The organism is Nostoc sp. 'Peltigera membranacea cyanobiont' 232 (assembly GCF_002245985.1).
Lineage (GTDB): Bacteria > Cyanobacteriota > Cyanobacteriia > Cyanobacteriales > Nostocaceae > Nostoc.
Window position 1 is genome coordinate 32,826 of sequence record NZ_NOLK01000057.1, and the last position, 16,657, is coordinate 49,482.

Sequence of the window (16,657 nt, forward strand, 5' to 3'; positions counted from 1 at the left end):
ATTAAAATAATCCCATGAAATCTTATCAAAATATGATTATTTTTACATCTCCTGATGTTGAACTATTGTTGTCAGATAATACCTTTGCACCGCTCACAAACCTGTGATACCAAAATTGGTATATTCTGAATAACTATCACAAAAACAATGGCTTTAGAGCATTTTGGTAAGTTCTATGCTCTCAATGCATTTTTTAATGATTTTATTTTTATTTTATGTGTCGTTCTCACTGATAAACATGCGGCCACATAGAGCATCCAAGTCAAACTATTAGATTCCAGCAAAGAAGATTCTGTAAGGCTAGCTAAAGCTATATATGTCATGTGTATAATGGGCCACATATCTAATGCTGTTTTACTACTGCGTACCCAAGCTAATCCTTGCAGATAACTGCGCCAAAACCCTAAAAAGAATAACCCTAAACCTAAAAGCCCTAAATCAAGCCAAAGAGCTAGATAACCGTTGTGTGGATGGCCTGGCATCCATCCAACTATACGCCAAATATAGGCAGATTCACCATCCCATCCTTGCCAGAATCCGCCATAACCATAACCAAGCCAAGGATGTTTCCAAATCATATCCATTACTAGTGGCCATAAGTCTGTTCGACCAGTCAGTGTCGCATCTTTACCAATCGAGCTAAATAGGACATCAGCATCATTAGACAACCAAAAATATAAACTTTGGCTGATGGTTGCCATAAGTATTAGGGTTGGTATCATTAATCTATATGACCAACGCCAAATTTGAAAAGCAAAAAAGGCCAATATTATAATTAATAGATTAACTAGAGATGAGGTAGAAGCGGCAAGTATTAAAAGTAATATTGATAAGCTAAACCCACCCCAGAAAAGCCAACTACGTCTTTGAGTTTGATAGCCAAGCATAAAAAATATTATACTACTAGTCACCATCCTAGCTCCAAGTCCGTTTTTGTGTGTGAATACTCCACGCCACTTTGGGCTACCAAGATCGCTTTGTATCCCGTATTTAGGCAGGGCTAAAGCAAAAACAAAACTCAGTACTATAACAATTCCAAAAGTTAAAGCAAGTAAATTTAATTGTTGTTTTAAACTATATCGAGAAGCAAAATAAACACCAAATAAACTTGAATTAATCAGGGTAAAACTATTTTTTAATGTTGTTGACGGTGCAAAAGACCAAGTAATAGAAACAGCTGTCAATATTATTAAAGAATAAAGAAGAAGGTCTTTTTGTAAGACTAGGAAATAAAGAGTTTTCTTCCAACGTAAAACTAGTAGTAAGAAGGTAACTGTGTATAATAAGAAAAAAATAATCCGAATCAGGGAGCCATCATATTCTATCGATTCATTCTGTCCTGCTCCTCCTGACAGCAGGACTGCAAAGATTGCCCCTGAATACATCAGCAAGGCTGCAACTGTGAATCCCTGTTCGGCAAAAATTAGTAGTTTTTTCATAAATTAACTAATATTTATTTTGCATATTTATTTCTCTTTGATAAATTTGGGCTGTTTGAGCGGCAATATTTGACCAATTTAAATCTTGTTGGCAACGAGCAAGTGCCGCAGTTTGCATCTGTTTTTGCAAGTCGCGATCGTTTAGCAAACAAATTATCGCATCAGCTAGTAAGCGAGCATCACAGTGTGGAACTAACAACCCATCTTTTTTATGCTGAACTATCTCACTCAATCCCCCCACATCAGAAGCTACAACCAGCGTTCCCATTCCATAAGATAAAGCTGCTACACCACTTTGAGATGCTTCGATGTATGGCAAAACTGTTACTGTGCTGCGTTGAAATAGATTACCTACTTCTTCAAGGGGGATAAAATCATTGATAATCTCATAGCGTTTTTCATCATAACCATTAGGGAAATAGTGCCTTATGTTTTCTCCTCTTCCAGCAATAATCAGCTTGACTTCAGGTATGGATTCAGCAATTAATGGCATAGCCTCAAGCAAATATTTCAATCCCTTATAAGGCAATATACGGCCAAAGAATAGCAAAGTATATGGTTCACGGACTTGAATATTTTGACCACCGCGACGCTGATACAAACTACCAAGTTCTCCATGAGGTAGAATATTGACTCGCTCTTGAGGTATACGAAATTGTTCAATGAGAATTTTTTTGAGTTGATGAGTATGAACAATCAATTGTTGGGAACGGTAGAAGCCAATACGTCTGCTATACTCGGAACCAAATACAGTTATATTATCTCCTGGGTGACGGAATATATCATGGATAGTTGTCACCAATGGTGGCATCTTATTGAGCAACAAAGTCCAATCGTACCAAGGATCGTTAGTTTCTTGTACATGCAAAATATCTGGCTCTATATCTTTAATGATCCGCATCATACTGCTCATAGACAATAGGTTGCGCGGGTCACGAATCCGTGGTTTTTGAAAGCTAATGACACGAATATTGGAATCAAGAACATTGCTACAGACTTTGGAGACTTTTTCTGGATGAATTAGCGTTAAATCAACATATTTAACTAGATGATTTGCTAATTCTATTGTGTAATCTTCAAAGCAAAAATGTAATAGAGCAACTTTAATCATAAGTTAAAATTATATTCTTACGTAAATTCTTTACTCAACAAGTTTGCATGAATTATTGGTAAAATCTCAAATTAAAACAATTATGATTCTCTTAAAAATTTCATCCACAAAAAACGAAACCCACCAAACGCACGAATACCTAGATAAATCATAAATAAACTATATACACCAGTTGCTATAAGTAAAGTGAATATAAAATTTAAGCTAAATTTTTGCAATAAGATAAATATAGGTACCATTAAAAGGCTTATGAGTAAAGGTCGACATATAATTCGCCATAAATTTAATGAGAATAAGCGAGTATAAGTGAAGTAAATATACTGGATAAAACCAATAATAGTCATTAATAATGCCATGAAAGCTGCACCTAGTAACTGATATTGTGAAACTAATGCCACACCAATTAAACTTCCTAATGTAGTGGTAATAACTACTTCACGCAGGTTCACTATCTCGAAACCATTAGCTACAAGTAGATAGGATAATGAGCGTATAAAGGGCAATAAAATCAATGATACAGCACTTAAGCTAAGAGCTAAATTTGCCTGAGCAAAGCTAGGATCGTAAACAAAAACTAGTAAATCTTTGCCAAAAAATAACAGCCCAAGAAATAATGGTAATGCCATCATTAATAGGATTTCAATCATGTTCTCAGTGATCCGCCTCTGCTGCTCGCGTCCTTGAGCTACGGCTTTTGAAAGTCTAGGGAACATTGCTAAAGTTGTACTATTAGCAATAATTAAAAATGGTTGTAGCAATTGTGCTATCCCACCAAATAGCCCTACTAAAAACTCATTTCCTAATAAGGAAAGAATCAAAATTTGAATTCTACCACTAACTACAGCTATTGCTTCAATAGCAAAAAATGTCCGTGCAATTTTGATTGTATGAAATATAAAATTACCATCAACTTGCCATTGTATTTTGACGAAACGTGTGATAAAAATCCATTCAATGACCAAAATTAGTGTTTCTGAAAAACATAAAATCCACCCCAGATATTCAATTCCGTATTTTAGTCGCATCGCCCAGATCATTATTATGATGCGTAGGATATACACCGGGACTGTAGCGATGGCAATCAAATGCATCTTTTCTTGGGCTTGAAAAACCGCCTCCGTGATGTTAGAAAGTGCAAAAGGAATTATCGTCAAGCCCATGATGTAGCAAATAGTCGATGTTTTGGAACTATAGGGAAGTAAAAAAACTACAATCACCAACGCCCCATAACTGAAGAAACTAAATATTAATTGCAGCCAGGTACCACTCATTAAATAAACTGGTGTTCTTTCTGGCTCACGGGCTAGTTCTCTAGTAAACAATGTCTTTAGACCTTGTGAAGCAATGCCCACAAATATGAAGTAGTAACTATACGCTAGTAGATACTGTCCTAAGGCTTCAGCTCCCAGAGTACGAGCAATGGCAGAGGTTAGTACGAAAGCTGTAATGCTTTGTGCTAATCGATTAACTATCATTGAGATAGAATTACTTATGAATTTATACTTTTCTACCATTCTAAAATTTTTAATTAAGCTTAATCAGTTCATTTTGAATCACCAAAACGAAATTCTGTCATTGTCATTTAACTAATCACTACAGTAAAGTAGAAAAATCTAAATTTAACTAGATAAAAATTATAGTGTGAATTGTAATATTTGCATCTATACATAAACGACTATAATTATCTAGTTTCCACTATGATTTTGTTTTTCTGACCTTAGTAAGCACCTTCTTTTTTCAAAACTACCATAACTGTTTTGAGCAGAATTTCAAAGTCTAAACCAAGCGACCAATTTTCAATGTAGTTCAGATCAAGATTTATAACTTGTTCAAAATCTACAATATCTGAGCGACCTGAGACTTGCCAAAGACCTGTAATACCAGGTAAAACTTCATGCCGAATAAAATGATGTTCAGAAAACTTATCTACGTCTCTAGTAGGTAAAGGGCGAGGGCCGACTATGCTCATTTCTCCAAGGATAACGTTAAAAAGTTGGGGTAATTCGTCTAAGCTGTAACGACGGAGAAATTTTCCAACACGGGTAATCCGAGGGTCGTCTTTAATTTTAAAGATAATTCCATCTTTCGTTTCATTTAAAGCTTCTAGTTCTTTCTGCAATTTTTCTGCATCAGACCTCATAGTTCGAAATTTCCATACTTTAAACTGTTGCCCATGTAAGCCTATACGAGTTTGCCTATAAAATACTGTGCCAGGAGAGTCCAGTTTGATAGCTATAGCTATAGCTACATAAACAGGAAATAAAAACATTACAAACAAAGTTGCAAAACAGAAATCACAACTACGCTTTATCCAAAAATCTTTACCTGTAATTATCGGGCAATCTAAATTTAGACAAGGCATTCCTCCTATTTTACTAAATTCTACATTTCTATAAATTGGTTTTAATTCCATCGGTAAAATATGTACTTGGATGCCAGAGGCTTGAAATAACCAGCATAAAAACATTCTATTTTTTAGAGCATCCCAAGAGATAAAAACTTCTGTTACACCCAATTCATTAAGTTGACTCAATGTTTTTTGACGTTGATATCTGTCTAATGAGCTAGCATTAGCTGTTCCAGATACAATGTAATGCTTCTCTTTTTTTATAAAGCTAGCGATTTGCTCATGATCTTGAGAATCACAAATAATGAAAACAGAAGAACGAACTATTTTTTTCTGCTTCCGCAGATATTCAAGAGTAAGGTTAACAGCATATCTACCGCTACAAATAAAAAATATGCTTAGTAACCAAGAGAATAATATTAAGTTTGGACGTGTAATATCAACTACTGGTTTGTACAAAAAACAAACAAGGAGTATTAATCCATGAGCAAAAGTCAGCGATTTTATAATATTAAGATAGTCATAGCGTTTTTGACCTTCTCGATAAATACCTTCGACAGCTAACGATCCTATTTGAATGCCAATAGTTATTAAAATAGGTAAATAATTACTCGGTATATACCAAGTAAAATTATTATAAGAAGACTGATATCCGGCTAAAATCCATGCTAAGGATAAAAGAGTATAGTCTACTAAAAACAATGTTGTTAATCTTAACCACCAGGAACCCTTGCGGACTCTGACAAATGAAGATGCGCGTAAATCCAAAGGTACTTCACTGAATTTATTTGTTGTAATGCTTTGATTACTCATAGTTAGCAACACTTGGTGTAGTTAAAGATTGATTGAATTTTATATAAAAAAAGTTGGGTATCTCACATTTTTGCTATGTTAAGGATTTTGTCCTTCAGAGTAACTTTACAGTTCTCGATCAAAAACATTTTCTCAGAGTTGGCTTGAGTACGTTTATTACCCAGGTACTTAGTTTTTGTTACAGGGTATAATTCGGTTTAGTCTGGAAAATTTGAGCTTTAGGTGCTAAAGAAGGATTTGTTGGTGAGTTTACTTATGGTTGAATAGATTCCTGATGTTAATAAGCAAGTAGCTCAGGTAAAAATATTGAGATTTTTAAGTTAAGTACGTAATAATTAAACCGAACTACCACACTTCTATCGCAGAGTTATACTTTATTATTCGCTAGGATAGCACTTTTTCTGAACTTACTGTAGCATGTTTAGCTATACTAACTCAGTTGTGCTTAGAAGTTATCTGTTTGTTTACGCATAATTACTGATTAGCAAAACTTACATACATAACGTATAACAAAATGCATCAAAAATTTGTCTATAGTTACAAAAATTTACATAAGTTGATGTCGTTGATATCATGGTTGAACTTCGTTCGTTTTATGAGTATTTGTTAGAGAATTGGTTACAGATTAATGAGAAATAAATTCTAAGGTATCAAAGTAATATCAACAATGTTTGATATCTGGAGATTTCTGTCATGTCTGCATTATAGACATTTTTACCATCCGAGAAAGTCAATTTTTTTGATAAAATTTTCTGTGTCTAAATCACTCACATTTTAGGCAACTTTAATCTTGTCTCTCAAAAGCTGAAGACTTTGAGCTTGTTTAAATGTCTAATTTCATACTAAACCCGACAATTAAAAGCCTTGGCTAATGGGACAAACCCTCCCATACGGGCTTTAAATCCTTGATTATTCTGCTTTTTGTGTAAGTAGACTTCATTTGCATAGTAGCAATTATCTTTGCAACCTACTCAATTACTTAAGCAAATCATAATTATGACTTTACACGATTTTTACATATAAACAAACACCATGAAGATTCGGTAATAATTATTTTTTCATCAAGTAAATTTTAAGAAAAAAGGATAAATTCTTGTCAGCACTATGTTTATAGCTAACTAAAATATTATGTATATAAATCAAAAAAATCTGTCAACTAAAGTCAAGCTGTAAATACAAATGTTTCTCTATGGGCGTAACTCAGCAATGCAGTAATGTATTTTTTGATTTGAAAGTCTTATTGGAAAAATAAGATATTGCGTAAACATATTGTATTTATTTATATTAAGCATAAAACGATCTAATAGATTAGTGACAACTCTATAAATACTAACTATTTTTGAAAATGTATGTATTATCCTGGGTACTGTAAAGCAGAAGCCGTTCGCTTACCATCACGCTCTTAAGACCAGCTAGGCTTTGTTTATGTAGCCTTAAGCTTCTATCCTGAGAAAGTTAATGTCCAGTTTCGCGTATTACGATAGTAAATAAATTAATAAAATCCTATTTCCTGATGGAGCTGATAGATAAAAAATGCAGATAAATAGCGAGACTTCAGAGTATAAGCAAAATACTCAGTTAAATAGCTTCACTCACATTATCGGCACTCAAGTTCTACAGGAATGGAAGAACACCCAAGCAGCCGATCGTCAAGGTCAGTGCATCCATCAGATATTTGAGATGCAAGTTGAGCGATCGCCTGAATCTATTGCTGTAGTCTTTGAAGATATACAACTTACTTATCAGCAGTTAAACAAACAGGCGAATCAACTAGCGCACTACCTACGTGCTTTAGGTGTTGGGCCTGAAGTACTTGTGGGGATTTGCCTGGAACGCTCCTTGGAGATGATCGTAGGAATACTGGGTATTCTCAAAGCTGGGGGCGCTTATGTGCCTTTAGATCCCGCGTATCCCCCAGAGCGTTTAGCCTTCATCTTAGAAGATACCCAGACACCAGTATTATTAACCCAAGAAAAATTGGTTAAGAACCTACCACCGCATCAAGCACAAGTGGTTTGTCTAGACTCAGACTGGCAAGGGAATATCCAAAACAGTCTAGAAAATCTTGTAAATGAAACGACGGCTGATAATCTCATATATGTAATCTACACATCCGGTTCTACAGGACAGCCCAAAGGTGTAACGATCCCTCACCGTGGGATCTGCAATCAACTCCACTGGAAGCAAACAACCTTTGGATTAACTCAGGCAGACAAAGTTTTACTGACCATTTCTTTTAGCTTCGACCCTTCAGTATGGCAGATATTCTGGCCATTGTGTTTTGGGGGACAATTGATCGTAGCTCGCCCTGGTGGACATCAAGACACTGCCTACCTTGTGAAGGTGATTACTGAGCAGCAAATCACTGTCCTGGCCTTAGTGCCTTCTATATTGCGTGTCTTACTGCAAGAGAAAGGTATTGAGAATTGCCGATTCATTAGGCATATTACCTGCGGTGGTGAGGCTTTACCTACCGAACTTATAGAACGCTTTTTTGCTCAACTGAATTTGGACAATGTTCTCCATAATTGCTATGGCCCGACAGAAGCTTCTATTGATACCACTTTCTGGACTTGCCAACGCGTCACTAATTATACTATTGCTCCCATTGGTCGCCCCATCACCAATGCAGAGATTCACATCCTTGATGAAAATTTGCAGCCTGTACCTGTTGGTGAATCAGGTGAACTGCACATTGGCGGTATTGGTCTAGCGCGAGGCTATCTTAACCGTCCTGAATTAACCGCAGAGAAATTCATTTTCGACCCTTTTAGCTCAGAAATTGGCGCACGTCTTTACAAAACTGGGGATTTAGCCCGTTTTTTCCCAGACGGTAATATCGAGTTTCTCGGTCGTATTGACTACCAGGTGAAGATTCGTGGCTTCCGAATTGAATTAGGAGAAATTGAAGCGATATTAAGCCAACATCCATCACTGACACAGACTCTAGTCATAGCCAGAGAGGATGTTCCTAGTGACAAGCAACTTGTCGCATATATTGTTGCCAAGCCAGAGCAAATTCCTAGCCAGGTTGAATTGCGTCGCTTTTTACAAGGTCGGTTGCCTGAATATATGGTGCCTGCCTCTTTTGTCTTTTTAGACACCTTGCCATTAAACCCTAACGGCAAAATAGACCGCCGCGCTTTACCTGCACCGCATACATCTGATTTGGGTCTGTCAACTAACTTTGTTCCACCCCAGAATGCTATAGAAGAGGTGTTAGCTAGCATCTGGGCAAAAGTTTTGCGTCTGGAACAAGTAGGTATTCACGACAATTTTTTTGAATTGGGAGGTCATTCACTGCTGGCAACTCAAGTGATGTCTCGGGTTCGCCAAGCTTTTCAGAGAGAAATACCCTTAAAACTCTTATTTGAGAATCCAACGATCGCTACTTTAGCTCAAGGGTTTACCCAAAACGAGAGTCAAGAAAACGATCCCCAAAATCAAACTATTCCCCAAATAGGCAACCGGGAATCAGCCCCTTTATCCTTTGCCCAGCAGCGAGTGTGGTTTTTGCAGCAGTTGCAACCCGACAGTCGAGCATATATCCTCTCGAATGCACAGCGCTTAAGGGGTAAGTTAAACGTCAGTGTATTACAACAGTCACTAGATGCGATCGTTGTCCATCATGAAGCACTCCGAACAAACTTTATTACATCACTTGATGGTAGCCCCATACAAGTAATTGGCACGCCTCGACCAGTGGAACTCAAAATAATTGAGGTGAAACAAGAGCAAGTGGAATGTCTCCTAAGTGAAGAGGCCCAACACCCCTTTAACTTAGAATCTGACTTGATGCTGCGAGCTACCTTGCTCCAAATAGACCAACAAGAGCATATACTCTTGTTGGTCATGCACCATATCGCCTCAGATGGCTGGTCAATAAACATTTTCTGGCAGCAATTAGCAGCCGTTTATGAAGCTTTTTTGAGCGGTAAGCCTTCTCCATTGTCAAAATTGCCCATTCAGTATAGCGATTTTGCTGTCTGGCAACACCAATGGCTATCTGGTGAAAAACTCTCCAGCCAAATCAACTATTGGAAAACCCAGTTAGCAGGTGCTAATACTGTATTAGAATTACCAACAGACCGACCACGGCCACCAGTCCAAACTTACCAGGGAGCGGTGCAATCCCTGATCTTACCCCAGTATCTGAGTGCATCGCTCAAAGAATTCTCCCATCAGCAGGGTGTCACCCTTTTCATGACATTGCTGGCGGCTTTTGGGACAGTCCTGCACCGCTATACTGGGCAAGAAGACATTCTCATTGGTTCTCCCATTGCTGGCCGCAACCAAGTTGAAACCGAAGGGTTGATTGGTTTCTTTGTCAATACCCTCGCCATCCGAACTAACCTGGCAGACAACCCAAGTTTCCGGCAGTTACTTAGTCAAGTTCGAGAAGTAACACTAGGAGCTTATGCCCACCAAGACCTGCCCTTCGAGAAGCTAGTAGAAGAACTACAGCCAGAGCGAGACATGAGCCACTCGCCACTGTTTCAGGTAATGTTTGCCTTTCACAATACCCCAAAAGAACTCTGGCAACTTCCGGGGTTGACCATTACCCCTCTAGAAGTTCATAACGGCGCTGCCAAGTTTGAGCTTACCCTCGATTTGACAGAAACTTCACAGGGGATCAAAGGTGGAATTGAATACAACACAGATTTATTCGATGCAACAACCATCGCTCGAATGCTAGGGCATTTCCAAACCTTACTTGAGGGGATCGTCGCTAACCCAGAACAGCATATTTGCGATTTACCTCTGTTAACAGCGCCTGAAGGGCATCAGCTACTAGTCGGGTGGAATAATACTCAAATTGACTATGATTTATCTCAATGTCTACATCAGTTATTTGAAGCGCAGGTAGAGAAAACACCAGATGCGATCGCTGTAAAATTTGCAGACAAGCACTTTACCTATGGCGAGCTAAATAATCGCGCCAATCAACTAGCACACTACTTGCAAACTTGTGGAGTCCAGCCCAATGGACTCGTAGCCATTTGTATTGAGCGTTCCTTAGAAATGGTAGTTGGACTGTTAGGGATTCTGAAAGCTGGTGGTGCTTATGTACCTATCGATCCCGAATATCCTCAAGAGCGCATTGCATATATGCTGGGCGATTGTCAAGCCCCAGTCCTATTAACCCAAAGGGATTTAGTCGATCGCCTCCCTACAAGTAGCCAAAAAGTTTGTCTAGATACTGACTGGGAAATGATTTCCCAACAAAGGAGTCACAATCCCAATTCAAGGGTCAAGCCTCTGGATTTAGCTTATGTAATTTACACCTCTGGTTCCACCGGTAAACCAAAGGGCGCGATGAATAGCCATCAGGGAATTTGTAATCGCTTACTGTGGATGCAAGATGCTTATAAGTTAACTGGAATCGATCGGGTTCTTCAGAAAACGCCCTTTAGTTTCGACGTTTCAGTTTGGGAGTTTTTCTGGCCTCTATTGACAGGGGCGCGTTTAGTGATGGCTCAACCAGGCGGACAGCGAGATGCGACTTACCTAGTCAACACCATCATCCAAGAGGAAATTACAACACTGCACTTTGTCCCCTCGATGTTGCAGATATTTCTAGAAACCAAAGGGCTAGAACGTTGTCAGCCTTTAAAACGGGTATTTTGTAGTGGAGAAACCTTACCTGTTGAACTCCAAGAGCGGTTTTTTGACCGGATGGAATGCGAACTACACAACCTCTATGGCCCTACCGAAGCGGCAATTGATGTCACATTTTGGCAGTGTCAAAGCGAGAGTAACTTAAAAAGTGTACCAATTGGTAGAGCGATCGCTAACACTCAACTTTATATTCTCGACTCCCATCTGCAAGCAGTTCCCTTGGGTGCAAACGGCGAACTTTATATTGGTGGTATTGGAGTTGCTAAAGGCTATCTCAACCGTCCCGACTTAACAGCCGAGCGATTTATATCCCATCCTTTTAAGGAAGGCGAAAAACTTTATAAAACTGGAGATTTAGTTCGCTATCTTCCCGATGGAAATATTGAATACATCGGTAGAATCGATCATCAGGTAAAAATTCGTGGTTTCCGCATTGAACTTGGAGAAATTGAAGCTTTAATAGCGCAACATCCCAGCATACAGCAAACTGTCGTTACAGCTAAAGTTGATAATCCAGAAAATCAGCGACTAGTTGCCTACATTGTTCCTCACCCAGAACAGACACCAAACACAGACGAACTGCGTCACTTCCTCAAACAGCAACTGCCAGAATATATGGTGCCTAGTGCTTTCGTTTTACTAGACACCCTACCCCTAACCCCCAACGGCAAAATCGACCGCCGCGCTTTACCAGCACCAGACTCAACAAAGCTTGATTTAGAAAAAACATATCTTGCTCCCCGCGATCCATTAGAATTGCAACTAACCAAAATTTGGGAACAAATTTTAGGTGTCCAGCCCATCGGTGTCAGAGATAACTTCTTTGAGTTAGGAGGACACTCGATATTAGCAGTAAAACTGTTTTGGCAAATTGAGAAGACATTTAATAAAAATCTGCCTCTTGCCATTCTGTTTCAGTCAGGGACTATAGAGGCTCTAGCCAAAATAATCTCTCAAGAAGAAAGTGTGGTAACAAACAAGGCTTTAGTAAATACCTTAGACGAATCAAAATCTAGCTGGTCATCCCTGGTAGAAATTCAAGCCAACGGTTCCAAGCCTCCTTTTTTCTGCATTCACGGACTGGGCGGAGAAGTCTTGTGTTTTCGTGAATTAGCACTGCATCTGGGTTCAGATCGACCATTCTATGGACTACAGCCACAAGGACTAGATGAAAAACAACCTTTCCATAGGCGGGTTGAAGATATGGCTGCTCACTATATTCAAGAAATTCAAACCCTTCAGCCTAATGGGCCTTATTTTCTGGGAGGTTATTCTTTTGGAGGGGTAGTTGCTTTTGAGATGGCTCGGCAACTGCAAAAGCAAGACAAACAAGTTGGTATTCTAGTTATGCTTGATACCTGTCTTCCAGGTTATAGTTGGCGAGCGCCATTTACCAAGCGACTTTTTTTGCATTTAAATAACATAGTTCAACAAGGGCCTATTTACCTTTTGCAACAGGTTATAAAATGGAGCTATTGGCGTAAGCAGCATCTCCAAAATAGATATAAGCGTTACTTAGAAAACGCACTTTATTTACCTCAAACTGACAAGCACTTAAAGATTATAGATACTAACATTCAAGCCATGAGTGAATATATCCTTTCACCTTACCTGGGTCGGGCTATTCTCTTGCGGACAGAAGATAAAAATCGGGACGAAGCTGTAGGCACACAATACGATCCTCAATTCGGCTGGAGCAATTTAGTGCTTGGGGGATTAGATGTCCATTACATTCCCGGATCTCATCTTGAGATACTTAAGGAACCCCATGTACAAGTGTTAGCCGAAACATTGAGAAATTGCTTAATTCAAGCGCAGTCTCCAGAAAATTAATTTGAATTCCCTCAGTTCACCTTCACACAACTCAGCATTGCTGGGTCGTTTTGTCGTTTCTTAGTCTAAAAATCAATTGGGAGAATAATCGAAAAACCCTTGCTAGTGGCAACTAGGATAAGATAACTATTATATGGAACTGGAATCCTGGTCGTAGTCCAATAACTAAAAGACCTGACCGATTTAATATGCGATGAATCTTGCAGATGTTACAAATTGAACAGAGGTAGTTATTGTGGCACTGTAGGCTTGAATGACCGTCATTTTGAGATTTTAAGTTAGTAAGCAATCCACAATCTACTGATGCTATATAGACGATTTGGACGCACAGAATTACAAATGCCAGTGTTTTCCTGCGGTGGCATGAGATATCAGTTTAAATGGGACGATGTTCCCAATAATGAAATTCCTGCTGATAGTCAGGCGAATCTGGAAGCAACGATTAGAAAGGCAGTTGAGGTTGGAATTAATCACATTGAAACTGCTCGTGGTTATGGAACTTCCGAAATGCAATTGGGAAGAATATTGCCCCAGCTTCCCCGTGAAAAGTTGATTGTTCAGACCAAAATCAGCCCAAAGGAAGATGCGAAAGAATTCCGCGAGACATTTGAAAAATCATTACAAAATCTCCAGCTAGATTATGTTGACCTTTTAGGGTTGCACGGGATCAACCATACTGAGTCATTAGACTATAGCATTCGTCCTGGTGGCTGTTTAGAAGTAGCCCAGCAATTGCAAGCAGAGGGAAAAGTTAGATTTATTGGCTTTTCTACCCACGGTTCAACAGATGTAATTGTGCAAACAATTAATACCAATCTATTTGATTACGTGAACCTGCACTGGTACTACATTAATCAATGGAATTGGGCAGCAATTGAAGCAGCTAAACGCCACGATATGGGGGTGTTTATTATTAGTCCATCTAATAAAGGAGGTTTGTTATATGAACCGCCAGAAAAATTAGTGAATCTTTGCGCCCCCTTGAGTCCAATGGTGTTTAATGATTTGTTTTGTTTGAGTCATCAAGAGGTACATACTCTGAGTGTAGGAGCCGCAAAACCAGAAGATTTTGATGAACACCTGAAGACTTTAGAGTTAGTAGATCGGGCATCAGAAATTTTGCCACCAATTTTAGCAAGGTTGGAGTCAGAAGCGATCGCTACTTTGGGAGAAAATTGGGTAAAATCCTGGGAAACAAATTTACCGACTTTTGACGAAACCCCCGGCGAGGTAAATATTCGGGTGATTTTGTGGCTGCGAAATTTAGCGATCGCTTACGATCTAGTCGATTATGCAACAATGCGCTATAACTTGCTTGGTAATGGCGGTCATTGGTTTCCTGGTAATAAAGCCGATCGGCTAGACGAATTAAACTTGCAGCAATGTCTCGCCCACAATCCCCACGCGGATAAAATCCCGCAATTTCTGGAGCAAGCGCATCAGATGTTGGCAGGTGAGGAGGTCAAACGTCTATCTAAGACTTGATGAATTGGGGATTGGGCAAGAAATAACTCCAAACTCCTGTACAGACGCGATTAATCGCGTCTCTCCAAACTCCTCAACATCGCTAGTCAGATTTTTTCGTATCTGCTGATTTAGCTGCCTTTGGTACAACTAGCACCTTATCAACGCGGTTCCCATCCATATCCATCACTTCAATTCGCATACTTTGCCATTCAAAATGATCTGCTGCGGCAGGAATACGCCCTAAATGGGTGATCACAAAACCGCCCAAGGTTTGATAACTGCCGCGTTCCTCGGATTCCCACTGTTCCATACCGAAAAGTTCTAAAAACTCCTCTACAGGCAACATCCCATCCAAAAGCCAGGAACCATCTTCGCGTTGCACAGCTTGGGGTTGATCCTGTCCATCTGTTGAAGGAACATCACCCACGATTTCGCTCATAATGTCGTTGAGTGTAACTAGTCCCTGAATTACGCCGTATTCATCCACTACTAGCGCCATGTGAGTGATGGTTTGCTTGAACAATTCTAAAACTTTCAAACCACGGGTGCTTTCTGGCACGAATACGGGCTGTCGCAATCCCACTGTCAAGTCTAGCGGTTCTCCTCGGAAACTCCTGGCTAATAAATCGGTGACAGGGATCACACCCAGCACATTATCAAGTCCCGCCTGACAAACTGGATATCGAGAATAGGCACTATCAACCATTTTTTGGCGATTTTCTTCGGGAGAGTCGTCTAAGTCTAACCAGACAATATCGGGACGAGGTGTCATTAAGTAGCTGACGGGGCGATCGCCTAAACGAAAAACTCGCTCCACCATATCCTGTTCAGCTTCCTCAAAGGTTCCCGCCTCAGTACCTTGCTCAATTAAGATTTTAATTTCTTCTTCGGTAACTTGCGGCTCGGTAGAAGCTGTAATTCCCAGCACTCGCAAGATCAAATCTGTAGAAGCGCTTAATAGAAAGACTACTGGAGAAGCGATCGCTGCCAAGGCTTGCATCGGAATAGCTACAATCGAGGCAATCCTTTCTGGATTATTTAATGCCAGACGTTTTGGTACCAATTCGCCAACAATTAGTGAGAAATAGGTAATCAGCAAAACCACTATTCCGAAGGAGAGCGGTTCACTATAAGGTGCTAACAAAGGCACAAGTTTTACATAAACTGCCAAACGACTGGCAATTGTTGCTCCTCCAAAAGCACCAGTCAGAATACCGATTAGGGAAATACCTACTTGAACGGTTGACAGGAAATGATTTGGAGACTCAGCGAGTTTCAATGCTACCCTTGCCTTGGCATCTCCTTGATTGGCAAGCTGTTGTAGCCTGACTTTCCGGGCTGAGACAATCGCCATCTCAGACATAGAAAACACGCCGTTGGCAATAATCAGCACCAAAATGATTAAAATTTCAAAAGTGATGGGGGACATGTTTAAAATTGCCGCTTCTCAGAGCGAATGTAGCTCAATACCTAGTATCTAGTATTAAAGGTGCTTCTATAAATGCTTTGACTGTACACAAAGTAGTAGTTATAGTTCTTAAGTTTATTAGTTGCTGTGCATTATGCTTCCACCGAAATAAGAAGAAGGCTGTCAACACTTTTAAAATAGTTGACATAAACTGCCTCAAGATTTTCTGGCTCACAAAGACTCCCACCGCTAGTAGTACTTATGTCATTTTCTTCTATTGTGCGTGCCTTAGCGCGATCGCCGCTCACCACTGAATTTATTTCTAGGCTAAACCGACAACAAGAATTGCGGTTAAATGGCATTTCTCGATTGCCGAAGGGTTTGGTAGCTTCAGCATTGGCGCAGGCTCAGGGTAAGGATTTATTTGTGGTTTGCGCCACTCTGGAAGAAGCTGGACGCGTTTATGCACAATTAGAGGCGATGGGATGGCAAACCGTACATTTTTACCCCACCTCCGAGGCTTCTCCCTACGAACCTTTTGACCCAGAAACTGAGATGAGTTGGGGACAAATGCAGGTATTGGCGGATTTGGTAATTGGGGGTTGGGGACTGGGGACTGG

General features: G+C 39.6%; 7 protein-coding genes and 1 pseudogene. 3 read left to right on the forward strand and 5 right to left on the reverse strand.

Going from position 1 to position 16,657, the window contains the following annotated elements; all coding sequences use genetic code 11:
- Positions 1-173 precede the first annotated feature (173 nt).
- The 4 genes from CDG79_RS19550 to CDG79_RS19565 all read right to left on the reverse strand — a co-directional run bounded on the left by CDG79_RS19550 (position 174) and on the right by CDG79_RS19565 (position 5,710).
- Entirely contained in the window at positions 174-1,439 is a 1,266-nt protein-coding gene (locus tag CDG79_RS19550) for an O-antigen ligase family protein (protein ID WP_094343605.1), read from the reverse strand.
- Between the two features lie 7 nt (positions 1,440-1,446).
- Positions 1,447-2,550 (reverse strand): glycosyltransferase family 4 protein, encoded by a 1,104-nt coding sequence (locus tag CDG79_RS19555; protein WP_094343606.1) that lies wholly within the window; start codon positions 2,548-2,550, stop codon positions 1,447-1,449.
- 80 nt (positions 2,551-2,630) lie between these two features.
- Positions 2,631-4,064 (reverse strand): oligosaccharide flippase family protein, encoded by a 1,434-nt coding sequence (locus CDG79_RS19560; RefSeq protein WP_094343607.1) that lies wholly within the window; start codon positions 4,062-4,064, stop codon positions 2,631-2,633.
- Between the two features lie 203 nt (positions 4,065-4,267).
- Positions 4,268-5,710 carry a sugar transferase gene (locus CDG79_RS19565; protein WP_094343608.1) on the reverse strand — a complete coding sequence of 481 codons (1,443 nt, stop codon included), beginning with the start codon at positions 5,708-5,710 and terminating at the stop codon, positions 4,268-4,270.
- A gap of 1,533 nt (positions 5,711-7,243) precedes the next feature.
- On the opposite strand from CDG79_RS19565, the gene CDG79_RS19570 reads away from it, so the two are divergent.
- Both CDG79_RS19570 and CDG79_RS19575 read left to right on the forward strand, forming a co-directional pair.
- The gene (locus CDG79_RS19570; protein ID WP_094343609.1) at positions 7,244-13,162 is read left to right on the forward strand and encodes an amino acid adenylation domain-containing protein; all 5,919 of its coding nucleotides are present in this window, start codon (positions 7,244-7,246) and stop codon (positions 13,160-13,162) included.
- A 303-nt stretch (positions 13,163-13,465) separates the two neighbouring features.
- On the forward strand, positions 13,466-14,647 hold the full coding sequence (locus tag CDG79_RS19575; RefSeq protein ID WP_094343610.1) for an aldo/keto reductase: 1,182 nt from the start codon (positions 13,466-13,468) through the stop codon (positions 14,645-14,647).
- 82 nt (positions 14,648-14,729) lie between these two features.
- Here the strand turns inward: CDG79_RS19575 and CDG79_RS19580 are convergent, their stop codons facing one another.
- Positions 14,730-16,058, reverse strand: coding sequence for a hemolysin family protein (locus CDG79_RS19580; RefSeq protein ID WP_094343611.1), 1,329 nt, complete (start codon positions 16,056-16,058; stop codon positions 14,730-14,732).
- Positions 16,059-16,298: 240 nt separating this feature from the next.
- Here CDG79_RS19580 and CDG79_RS19585 point away from each other — a divergent pair.
- A pseudogene (locus tag CDG79_RS19585) lies at positions 16,299-16,657 on the forward strand (transcription-repair coupling factor); the annotation flags it as partial.